Source organism: Streptomyces sp. UW30 (assembly GCF_008042075.1).
Taxonomy (GTDB): domain Bacteria; phylum Actinomycetota; class Actinomycetes; order Streptomycetales; family Streptomycetaceae; genus Streptomyces.
Window position 1 is genome coordinate 647,954 of record NZ_RDBN01000005.1, and the last position, 10,430, is coordinate 658,383.

At 71.3% G+C, this 10,430-nt stretch carries 9 protein-coding genes; 3 read left to right on the forward strand and 6 right to left on the reverse strand.

Annotated features, from left to right (window positions below; genetic code table 11):
* Window positions 1–374 precede the first annotated feature (374 nt).
* The gene (locus EAO75_RS04645; RefSeq protein ID WP_147993700.1) at window positions 375–1,313 is read right to left on the reverse strand and encodes an AurF N-oxygenase family protein; all 939 of its coding nucleotides are present in this window, start codon (window positions 1,311–1,313) and stop codon (window positions 375–377) included.
* Window positions 1,314–1,438: 125 nt separating this feature from the next.
* On the opposite strand from EAO75_RS04645, the gene EAO75_RS04650 reads away from it, so the two are divergent.
* Window positions 1,439–2,545 (forward strand): ferritin-like domain-containing protein, encoded by a 1,107-nt coding sequence (locus EAO75_RS04650; protein ID WP_147993701.1) that lies wholly within the window; start codon window positions 1,439–1,441, stop codon window positions 2,543–2,545.
* A gap of 6 nt (window positions 2,546–2,551) precedes the next feature.
* Here EAO75_RS04650 and EAO75_RS04655 read toward each other — a convergent pair whose 3' ends face one another.
* Window positions 2,552–3,070 (reverse strand): DUF3291 domain-containing protein, encoded by a 519-nt coding sequence (locus tag EAO75_RS04655; protein WP_147993702.1) that lies wholly within the window; start codon window positions 3,068–3,070, stop codon window positions 2,552–2,554.
* A gap of 168 nt (window positions 3,071–3,238) precedes the next feature.
* On the opposite strand from EAO75_RS04655, the gene EAO75_RS04660 reads away from it, so the two are divergent.
* Entirely contained in the window at window positions 3,239–5,197 is a 1,959-nt protein-coding gene (locus EAO75_RS04660; protein WP_147993703.1) for an ATP-binding protein, read from the forward strand.
* On the opposite strand, the gene EAO75_RS04665 is transcribed toward EAO75_RS04660, so the two are convergent.
* The 4 genes from EAO75_RS04665 to EAO75_RS04685 all read right to left on the reverse strand — a co-directional run bounded on the left by EAO75_RS04665 (window position 5,174) and on the right by EAO75_RS04685 (window position 10,130).
* Complete coding sequence (locus EAO75_RS04665) at window positions 5,174–6,649, reverse strand: penicillin-binding transpeptidase domain-containing protein (RefSeq protein ID WP_147993704.1); 1,476 nt, start codon at window positions 6,647–6,649, stop codon at window positions 5,174–5,176. The two genes, EAO75_RS04660 and EAO75_RS04665, sit on opposite strands and share 24 nt — an antisense overlap.
* Window positions 6,646–8,064, reverse strand: coding sequence for an FtsW/RodA/SpoVE family cell cycle protein (locus EAO75_RS04670; RefSeq protein ID WP_147993705.1), 1,419 nt, complete (start codon window positions 8,062–8,064; stop codon window positions 6,646–6,648). The genes EAO75_RS04665 and EAO75_RS04670 overlap by 4 nt, the downstream gene beginning before the upstream one ends.
* 43 nt (window positions 8,065–8,107) lie before the next feature.
* The gene (locus EAO75_RS04675; protein ID WP_147993706.1) at window positions 8,108–8,524 is read right to left on the reverse strand and encodes an SH3 domain-containing protein; all 417 of its coding nucleotides are present in this window, start codon (window positions 8,522–8,524) and stop codon (window positions 8,108–8,110) included.
* A 115-nt stretch (window positions 8,525–8,639) separates the two neighbouring features.
* The gene (locus tag EAO75_RS04685) at window positions 8,640–10,130 is read right to left on the reverse strand and encodes a sensor histidine kinase (RefSeq protein ID WP_261989182.1); all 1,491 of its coding nucleotides are present in this window, start codon (window positions 10,128–10,130) and stop codon (window positions 8,640–8,642) included.
* Window positions 10,131–10,181: 51 nt separating this feature from the next.
* Here EAO75_RS04685 and EAO75_RS46475 point away from each other — a divergent pair.
* On the forward strand, window positions 10,182–10,430 hold a 249-nt coding region (locus EAO75_RS46475; protein WP_410092199.1), incomplete at its 3' end, for an ATP-binding protein.

Sequence of the window (10,430 nt, forward strand, 5' to 3'; positions counted from 1 at the left end):
GCCGAGCCGACGCCTGTGGAGGTCGTCGGGCCTCCTGGCGTAACCCCACGCCCCACAGCCGCCCACGGCGCGAAGGGGCCGTGCCCGGGTGGGTATCCGCCCGCAGCGGCGGACGCCGACGGCGCGAAGGGGCCGTGCCGGGGGGTGTCCGTCCTCGGTCGGGCGGTTGCTGTTCTCAGAGAGGTGCTGTCTTTTTGACGCCCGCCGCTGCGGGCGGACACCCCCCGGCACGGCCCCTTCGCGCCGTCGGCGTCCGCCGCTGCGGGCGGACACCCCCCGGCACGGCCCCTTCGCGCCGTCGGCGTCCGCCGCTGCGGGCGGATACCCACCCGGGCACGGCCCCTTCGCGCCGTGGGCGGCTGTGGGGCGTGGGGTTACGCCAGGAGGCCCGACGACCTCCACAGGCGTCGGCCCACTCCGCGTAGGACTCCGATGTCGTCCAGGAAGTCCGTCAGGCGCTTGGCGCCTGTTTGCATGATCTCGCGGCGGTGGGCGCTGGCCTTCACCTGGGCCAGGGCCTCTCGCCGGTCCAGGCCTACGTTGGTGTAGACCTCGGGGTTGACGAAGGCCACGGAGAAGATGCGGGCGAACTCGCCGGAGGTGACGCGGGTGAACTCCTGGGACCACTTCGGGGCCGTCACCATCTGGCGGCGCAGCTCCTCGCGGGCGTAGCGGACGTGGCGGGCCTCCTCGACCACGTGGATGCGCGTGACGCCGCGTACGAGGGGCTGGACGCGCTCGTCCGGGAAGGTCAGGCGCTGCATCCAGTCGAGGACCTCCTCGCCGAGGAGGGTGGCGGTGAAGGAGCCGGGGGTGGTGGAGATCGTCTTGAAGAGGCGGCCCAGGTGCTGGTGGGCGCGGCTGACGGGGTACCAGGGGGTGTCACCGTGGGAGATCAGGCGGGCGAACATCTTGGAGTGGCGGCACTCGTCCTCGATCTCGGTGAGGGCGTAGCGCACGTGGGCGCTCGTCGCCGCCTTGTCGTAGATGTGGCGGACCAGGAGCTGCATCAGGATGATCTCGAACCAGATGCCGAGGGAGGCCAGGGCCGCCGACTCGTGCTGGGAGAGGAGGATGCGCTGTTCCTCGCTCATCCGCTTCCAGAGGGGGGTGTCGTAGAGCGAGACCAGCTCCGGCGGCCAGAACCACTTGCCCTCCTCGAAGGGCGCCTCCCAGTCCAGCTCCTTGTCGGGGTCGAAGGAGTGCTTGGCGGAGGAGGCAAGGAGGCGTTCGGCCACCTGTTCGCGGTCCTTGAGCAGCCCGAGTGCGTCGCGCAGCCCTTCGACCGCGTCGGCTTCCGTCAGGGTCGTCATCGGTCCCTCACCTCTGTTACCGGGGTACGTCGTCCGAGTCTTATGAGACTGCCTGTCAGCAAGGCCGTCAATCCCTTGCGCAGGACTTGTTGACCCCGCGTCTACTACGTGTGAGCCTGCCGAACATGCCGACATACGACCTGTACGCCAACGATCCGGGAGAACCTCACTGGGAGGTGCCGGCGGCCGGTGCGGCCCGTTTCAGCTGGGAGTACGACGACGGGCGCGACCGGCTCCTGGCCCTGTACCAGAAGGGCAAGGACAAGCAGTGGGACGGACAGCTCAGGATCGACTGGGATCTGGAGGTCGATCCGTACGACTCGCTCGGTACGCCGGAAGAGGCCATGGCGCTCTACGGGACGCCGTACTGGGCGAAGATGAGCGAGCGGGAGAAGGGTGAACTGCGGCGGCATTACGCCTCCTGGCAGTTCAGCCAGTTTCTGCACGGTGAGCAGGGCGCGATGATCTGTGCGGCGCGGATCGTGGAGTCGGTGCCCGACATGGACGCGAAGTTCTATTCGGCGACGCAGACCATGGACGAGGCGCGGCACGCCGAGATCTACGGGCGCTTTCTGCACGAGAAGATCGGGATGGTCTATCCGATCAACGACAATCTGCAGTCCTTGCTGGGTGACACGCTGCGCGACAGCCGGTGGGACATGCCGTATCTCGGTATGCAGGTGCTGATCGAGGGGCTGGCGCTCSCGGMGTTCGGCATGATTCGCGACACGACCACCAAGCCCTTGCCCAAGCAGATCCTGGCCTATGTCATGCAGGACGAGGCGCGGCACGTCGCCTTCGGGCGGATGGCGCTTCGGGACTACTACAAGCAGCTCACCGATGCCGAACTCCGGGAGCGCGAGGAGTTCGTCATCGAAGGCTGCTATCTGATGCGGGACCGGCTGAGGGGCGTCGAGGTCCTGGAGAACTTCGGCATTCCGAAGGCCGAGGCTGAGGACATCAGCGAGCGCTCGGAGTTTCTGCAGTTGTTCCGGCGGCTGCTCTTCTCCCGCATCGTGCCCTGCGTGAAGGACATCGGGCTGTGGGGCAAGCGCCTTCAGCAGGCCTATGTCGATATGGGTGTCTTCGAAATGGGGGACTCGAATCTGGACCTGCTGATGGCCCAGGACGAGGAGATCGCCGAGCAGCTCGACGCCGAGCGGTTCGCGGTGGAGGAGCGGGAGCGGGTGGCCGAGGTCGAGGACGCGATCGAGGCGGGGGCGGAGGGCTGAACCTCCCTAGACCGAGCAGCCCAGCCCCTCCGGCACCTCGCCCAGCACCGGCTGCGCCCCCTGCGGCGGGAACGACGTGCGCAGGGTGAAGGCGTACGGGGTCGGGCCGTTCGTGCGCAGATGCAGCAGGCGGGACTCGGCTTCCGCGACCGTGGGACGGTGGCCCGCGGGGACCCACCACAGGGTCGTCATCGCCTCCTGCACGCGCTCGAACCACTCACGACGGCGGGCCAGCATCTCCCGGTGGCGGCCCTGGTACATGTACGCCGTCAGGGCGTTCGTGTCCCGCCACACCGACATGTTGATGATCAGCCACTCGTCCCCGAAGACACTCACGTCCGTCGCGTCGCCGGCGTCGCCCTCCAGCCGCCAGACGAAGCCGTCGGCGGCGTCGGCATCCGCGTTCACCGGGTCGAGGCTGTCCACGAAGTCCTTCAACTGGGGGGAGTCCAGCGGGGCCTTGAGGCGGGCGATGTTGACCTGGGCGAGTTCGAAGGCGGCTTCCGGTGCGGGTGATGTCGTCATGGACCGAACGATAGGTCGGGGCCTGCCGACAGGCCCAGAGGGCGTCTCAGTAAGTGGGCACATGTCCTTCTTTCACAGCCGGGACGATGTGTGCGTGAGTACCTGTGTACCGCCGTCTTACGGGCGGGAAACCGTGCCCTGACCGGCCTGCCCGTAGCGTCGCGGGGCATGACGGGGAATGTACTGACCACCCTCCGCTCGACCGTCCGCCGCCCTGCCGCGCTGCCCGGCTGGAGCTCCATCCGGGGCCGTATGGCCATAGTGCTGGCCGTTCCGACGTGTCTGCTGCTCGCCCTCACCGGGCTCGGCGTCGCCGACCGGGCCGCCGACTGGTCCGGCGCCCGGGAGACCGAGGCTCATGTCGGGGTACTGCTGCGGGTGCAGGGGTTAGTCCGGGAAGTGCAGCGAGAACGCGGGCTGACCAACGGGCTGTTGGGGGGTGAGAAGGGGTACCGGGACGACGTCGTCGCGCAACGGACCCGTACCGACCGGGCACGGGACGCCTTGAGCGCCGCGCTCGACGAGGAGAGCGGTGCGCTCGTGTCCGCTCTGCGTGCCGCCGACGTGCCGCTCGCCGCCCTCGCCACCACGCGCGAGTACGTCGACGCCGGCACCGCCGAGCGCGCCGCCACCCTGCGCACCTACACCAAGGCCGTCACGCGACTCATCGACGCCGAGTCGGCCGGTGTCCCGGACGGCGACCGGCGTATCGCGCAGGGCGTGCAGGCCCTTCAGGCCCTCGCCCGGGCCACGGAGGCCGTCGCGCTCGAACGCGGCTCCCTCAACGGGGTGTTCGCGGCCGGGCGGTTCCGCTCCGGTGAGTACCTCGACTTCACGGAGGTCCGGGCCACCCGGGTGGCAGCACTGGAGCAGTTCAGGCAACTGGCCGGTGAGGACGAGGAGTCCGCGCTCGACGCCGCCTTCGGTACGGCCGGCGCGGGCCGGGTGGTCGGATACGAGGCGCGGGCCGAGCGGGGTGCCGACGGGTCCGATCTCACAGTGGTTCCTGCCCGGTGGTGGGCCGACATGACGACCCTCGTGGACGATCTGCACGGTGTGCAGAGGGGTGTCGGGGACGACGTCCGTGCGCGGGCCGGCGAGGCCGGATCTGCTGCCACCCGTCAGCTCGGCGGCTTCCTCGGCCTCGGGGTGCTGATCCTCGCCGTGGCCGTCGCACTGGCCGTCTTCTCGGCCCGCTCCATCACTCGGCCCCTCGGTGCGCTCGCCGACGAGGCGGACACCGTCGCCGGGAACCGGCTGCCCGAGGCGGTCCGGCGGATCCAGCAGGCCGACCCCGACGCCCCGCTCGCGCCGGAGTTCGAGCGGCCCCGACTGTCCGGCGGCGCACGGGAGATCAGCCGGCTGGCCGCCGCACTGCGCAACGTCGAGGACACCGCCGTCGGTCTCGCCGCGGAGCAGGCCGTCCTGCGCCGCACCAGTACCGAGTCCCTCGCCAGCCTCGGACGCCGCAACCAGAGCCTCCTGAGCCGGCAGCTCGGCCTGATCACCACCCTGGAGAGCCAGGAGCTCGACCCGGACGCTCTCGCCGAGCTCTTCGAACTCGACCACCTTGCCACGCGGATGCGCCGCAACGCCGAGTCCCTGCTGGTGCTCGCCGGCGAGGAGTCGCCGGCCCGGTCCTGGAAGGGCACGGTCGCGGTCGCCGACGTGGTGCGCTCGGCGGTGTCGGAGGTCGAGCAGTACCGGCGGGTGACCGTGGTGGACATCCAGCAGTGCGGTGTCCGCGGCCACTGTGTCGCCGAACTGTCCCACCTGCTCGCCGAGTTGGTGGAGAACGCGCTGATGTTCAGCCCGCCCAAGCAGCCCGTGGAGGTCTACGGCTGGCGGGACGGAGCCGAGTACTGCCTGGCCGTCGTAGACCGGGGGATCGGGATGACACCCGACCGCATGGCCGAGTCCAACACCGTTCTGTCCGGCAAGGGCGGCGACTCCCTGCACGCCACCCCGACCCGGTTCCTGGGCCACCACGTGGTCGGTGCCCTCGCCGTCCGCCTCGGCGCGCATGTCGAGCTCCGCCCCACCCAGGGCGCGGGCGTCACCGCCTACGTCGCCCTGCCGTCCGCCCTGATCCAGGAGCCCGCGTCAACTGCCCTCCTTCGAGGGTGACTTCAGCACCGCCTCCATCACCGCCCGCGCGATCGGCGCCGCGTCACCGCCGCCGCTGATCTCGCCCCGGTCCGCGTCCGCGTCCTCCACCACCACCGCCACCGCCACCTTGGGCTCCAGATCACGGTCGCCCTTGGCCCAGGAGACGAACCAGGCGTACGGCGTACCGGAGTTGCCCAGGCCGTGCTGGGCCGTGCCGGTCTTGCCGCCGACCGTCGCGCCCGGGATCCAGGCGCCGGTGCCGGTGCCCTCCCGCACCACGTCCACCATCAGCTCCTTCAGGAGCCTCGCGGTCGACGGCCGCATCGCCTGCCGGATCGGGCCCGAACCGGCTGTCGAGACCGTCGCGCCGCTCGCCCGGGTCGTGCGCTCCACCAGATACGGCGACCGCACCTGGCCGCCGTTCGCCACGGCCGCCGCGACCATCGCCATCTGGAGCGGGGTGGCGCGCGTGTTGTACTGCCCGATCGACGACAGGGCGAGCTGGGACCGGTCCACCGTCGTGTCGAAGGTGCTCTCGGCGACCGAGTAGGGGATCTTCAGTTTCGCGTCGTTGAAGCCGAAGGCCCCCGCCGTGGTCGCCATCTGCTTCACCCCGACCTCGACCCCCAGGCGGGCGAACACCGTGTTGCACGACCACTCGAACGCCTTGCGCAACGGGACGTCCTCGCAGCCCTCGGACTCGTTCGTCAGCGACGTCCTGGTGCCCGGCAGGCGGTACGGGTCGGGGGAGTCGGTCGGCTCGTCCAGGTCCTCGACCACGCCCGCGTCCAGTGCCGCGGCCGCCGTAACGACCTTGAAGGTCGAACCCGGCGGATACGTCTTGCGCACCGCCCGGTTGAGCATCGGCCGGTCCCCGTCCCGGTTCAGCGACGCCCAGGACCGGCTCACCGAGGCGCCGTTCCCGGACAGGACGGACGGGTCGTACGAGGGGGCCGAGACCAGGGCCAGGATCCGTCCCGTCGACGGCTCGATCGCCGCCACCGCGCCCTTGCGGCCCGCCAGCCCCTCGTACGCCGCCTCCTGTGCGGCCTTGCGCAGCGTGGTGACGACGTCGCCGCCGGGGTAGCGGTCCCGGGCGACGCCGTTCATGAGCGCGAAGGGCGACAGCAGCGGGTCCGTGCCCGCCAGGACGCCGTCCTGGGAGTGCTCCAGGAACGTCGTGCCGTACTCCTGCGAGGCGAAGCCGGTGACGGGCGCGAACATCGGGCCGTTCGTGTACGTCCGCTCGTAGCGCAGGTGCTCGCCGGTGTCATGGGATCCGGTGACCGGTTCGCCGTCGACCAGGATGTCGCCGCGCGGTTGCCCGTAACGGGCGATCGTGGTGCGGCGGTTGGCGATGTTGTCGTCGTAGGACGGGGCCTCGAAGACCTGGATGCGGGTGGCGTTGACGAGCAGCGCCACCAGCAGCAGGGCGCAGAAGAACGCGGCGTGCCGGATGTGCCGGGTCATCGGGCGGCCTCCGCGGGGGCGCCGGGTCCTGTCGGTACGGCGGCCTCCTCGGCCTTGGGAACGCCGAGCCGGCTGCGTGCCCGGTCGCTCAACCGGATCAGCAGCGCCACGATCGCCCAGTTGGTGACCACCGACGAGCCGCCCTGCGCCAGGAACGGCATCGCCATGCCGGTCAGCGGGATCAGGCCCGTCACGCCGCCCGCGATCACGAACACCTGGAGCGCCACGATCGAGGCGAGCCCGACCGCGAGCAGCCGGCCGAAGGGGTCGCGCAGGGCGAGGCCCGCCCGGTAGCCGCGCTCCACCAGCAGGCCGTAGAGCAGGAAGATCGCGGACAGTCCCGCCAGGCCCAGCTCCTCCCCGGCCGTCGCCAGGATGAAGTCCGACTTGGCCGCGAAGCCGATCAGGATCGAGTGGCCGAGGCCCAGTCCGGTGCCGAGCGGGCCGCCCGCCGCGAAGGCGAACAGCGACTGGGACAGCTGGTTGGGGCCCTCGCCCGCCGCGATCGACGCGAACGGATGCTGCCAGTCCTCGACCCTGCCGTGCACATGCGGCTCCAACTCCCCGACGGCCACCGCGCCGAGCGCCGCGAGCAGCAGGCCGAGCGCGATCCAGCCGGTGCGGCCGGTGGCGACGTAGAGAAGGACCACGAACAGGCCGAAGAAGAGGAGCGAGGTGCCCAGGTCGCGTTCCAGGATCAGGACGCCGACGCTCAGCAGCCAGATGGCGACGATCGGGCCGAGGACGCGCCCGGTGGGCAGCTGGAGTTTCTCGATGCCGAAGACCCGACGGCCCGTGTACGCCAGCGCGTTGCGGTTGGCGGCCAGGTACGCCGCGAAGAACACCGCGAGCAGCACCTTCGCGAACTCGCCGGGCTGGATGGAGAATCCGGCGATGCGGATCCAGATGCGGGCGCCGTTCACGGACGGGAAGAAGATCGGCAGGGTCAGGAGGGCCAGTGCGGCCACGACACAGACGTAGGAGTAGCGCTGGAGCACGCGATGGTCGCGCAGGAGGAGGACCACCACGATGAACAGCGCCACTCCCAGCGTGGACCACACGAGTTGGGTGGGCGCCGCCCGGTCGCCCGGCGTCTCCAGGTCGAGCCGGTAGATCAGGACCAGGCCGAGGCCGTTGAGCAGCACCCCGATCGGCAGCAGCAGCGGGTCCGCGCAGGGGGCGCGCAGGCGTACGGCCAGATGCGCGACCAGCGCGAGTACGCCCAGTCCGGCGCCGTAGCCGGCGGCGCCGGGCGGGACGGTGCCGTTCTTGGCGAGGCCGACCGCACAGTAGCCGTACACGGAGAGCAGCACGGCCACGACGATGAGGGCCAGTTCGATGCCACGGCGCCGGGGGAGGGGTGCGGTGGGAGCGGGTGCGTCCGCTGCCACCAGGGTGGTTCCGGCCTTGGTCATGTCCGGAACCTACCCAAATAGTCCGTCTTGTGTGCCTAATGGCTCAGCACCAGCGCGGCGAGCGCCCGAGGGTGTCGATGAACCGGGCCGAGCCCCAGGCCCAGGTGCCGTCCGCGAGGAGGTACCAGGTGCGGTTGCCCTGGACGCTCTGCCCCTCGGTCTGACAGAAGATCCTGACGATGTCCCCCTGGTGGACGACCCGGATCACCTGGCTGCCGCGGTTGGGTGCGCTGCGCAGCAGCAGCGTGCCGGCGGTGACGCGGCCGCGGGTGAAGCGCTGGCCCTGGTTGCCCCCCTGGCCCCCGTCTCCTCCTTCGGATCCGCCCCAGTCCTCGACCTGGGACGCGCCGGAGTCCCCCTGGGACCCCCACTCGTCATCGGCGGCGGCGGGCGTTGCGGCAGCCGCTGCGGCGAGAAGGCCGGCGGCTATGGACAGGGCGAGTCGGGATCGCGGGGCCATGTGTACCTCCAGGACAAGGGAACGAACCTGACTAACCGCCACATTAATTACGCAATCGGGCGTTCGCTCGTCCTAATGGGCCAAAGGAGAAGCCGGCGCGGGGGAGGAGCCGCGCCTACCGCAGGGCGAGTGTCGCGACCGCGCCGCCGTCCACCGCGTTGGCGAACGTCAGCCGCGCCCCCAACACCTCCGCCTGCCCCAACGCGATGGTCAGCCCCAGCCCGTGCCCCTTGGAACCGCCCTCGGTACGAAACCGCTGCGGCCCGTGCGCGACGAGGTACTCCGGATAGCCGCCACCGTGATCCCGCACGGTGACTTGCGGCCCGTCCACCGTCAGGGACACCGGCCCGCGCCCGTGCTTGTGCGCATTGGCGACCAGGTTCCCCAGCACCCGCTCCAGCCGCCGCCGATCCGTCTCCACCACGACGTCCCGCAGGACGACGACATCGGTCTCGGTGCCGGACGCCCGCACCACCCGTTCGGCCAGCGCCGCGAGCGGCTCGCTGTCCGGCTCGGAGCGCCCCTTGGAACCGCCCTCGGTACGAAACCGCTGCGGCCCGTGCGCGACGAGGTACTCCGGATAGCCGCCACCGTGATCCCGCACGGTGACTTGCGGCCCGTCCACCGTCAGGGACACCGGCCCGCGCCCGTGCTTGTGCGCATTGGCGACCAGGTTCCCCAGCACCCGCTCCAGCCGCCGCCGATCCGTCTCCACCACGACGTCCCGCAGGACGACGACATCGGTCTCGGTGCCGGACGCCCGCACCACCCGTTCGGCCAGCGCCGCGAGCGGCTCGCTGTCCGGCTCGGAGCGCTCGCGCCCGCTGTCCAGCCGCGAGATCTCCAGCAGGTCCTCCGTCAGCGTGCGCAACGCGGACACCCGGTCCAGCACCAGCTCCGTCGGCCGCCCCGGCGGCAGCAGCTCGGCCGCCGCGTGCAGACCCGTCAGCGGCGTGCGCAGCTCGTGCGCCACGTCCGCCGTGAACCGCTGCTCGGCGAGCAGCTTGCTCTGCAGCGAGGAGGCCATGGTGTCCAGCGCGGCGGCGACCGCGGCCACCTCGTCCGGCGGCCGGGTCGAGTCCCGGGTACGGGGGTCGTCCACCCGGGCGTCCAGATCGCCCCCGCTGATCCGCCGGGCCACCCGGGCGGTGGCGTGCAGCCGCCGCGTCACCCGCGTCACCGCGAACGCGCCCACCAGCACCGTCACCCCGATCGCCAGCGCCGACGACCACACGATCGCCCGGTCGAGGCCGTCGATGGTGCGGGCCTGCTGCGAGTAGTCCACCTCGACCGCCAGCGCCCGCTCGCCGTCCGCCGGTCCCGCCGCCCACATCGTCGGCCGGCCGCGGTGGTCGGCGACCATCGTGCCGCGCTCCCCGGCCACCGCCAGCTTCCGCAGCGACTCGGGCAGGTCCGGGGGGTCGATGCCGACGCCGGGCCCGGTGGGGTCCCCGGCCTCGAACGCCGCGGTCGCGTCCTCCAGCCGGGACAGCGCGAGGTCGCGGGCCTGGCCGACGGTCTGGTTGGTCACCGAGACATGCACGAGGATGCCGAGCAGTGCGGCCAGCGCACAGCACATCACCGTGATGAAGACGGCGGCCTTCACGGCGAGCGCTCCGAGCCGGACAGCGAGCCGCTCGCGGCGCTGGCCGAACGGGTGGTGCGGGCGTCCGGCACCGAGACCGATGTCGTCGTCCTGCGGGACGTCGTGGTGGAGACGGATCGGCGGCGGCTGGAGCGGGTGCTGGGGAACCTGGTCGCCAATGCGCACAAGCACGGGCGCGGGCCGGTGTCCCTGACGGTGGACGGGCCGCAAGTCACCGTGCGGGATCACGGTGGCGGCTATCCGGAGTACCTCGTCGCGCACGGGCCGCAGCGGTTTCGTACCGAGGGCGGTTCCAAGGGG

Coding starts and splice junctions, on each gene's coding strand:
- EAO75_RS04675 (WP_147993706.1), bottom strand. CDS start 8,524: ATGGCCCCGCGATCCCGACTCGCCCTGTCCATAGCCGCCGGCCTTCTC.
- EAO75_RS04665 (WP_147993704.1), bottom strand. CDS start 6,649: ATGACCCGGCACATCCGGCACGCCGCGTTCTTCTGCGCCCTGCTGCTG.
- EAO75_RS04670 (WP_147993705.1), bottom strand. CDS start 8,064: ATGACCAAGGCCGGAACCACCCTGGTGGCAGCGGACGCACCCGCTCCC.
- EAO75_RS04660 (WP_147993703.1), top strand. CDS start 3,239: ATGACGGGGAATGTACTGACCACCCTCCGCTCGACCGTCCGCCGCCCT.
- EAO75_RS04645 (WP_147993700.1), bottom strand. CDS start 1,313: ATGACGACCCTGACGGAAGCCGACGCGGTCGAAGGGCTGCGCGACGCA.
- EAO75_RS04655 (WP_147993702.1), bottom strand. CDS start 3,070: ATGACGACATCACCCGCACCGGAAGCCGCCTTCGAACTCGCCCAGGTC.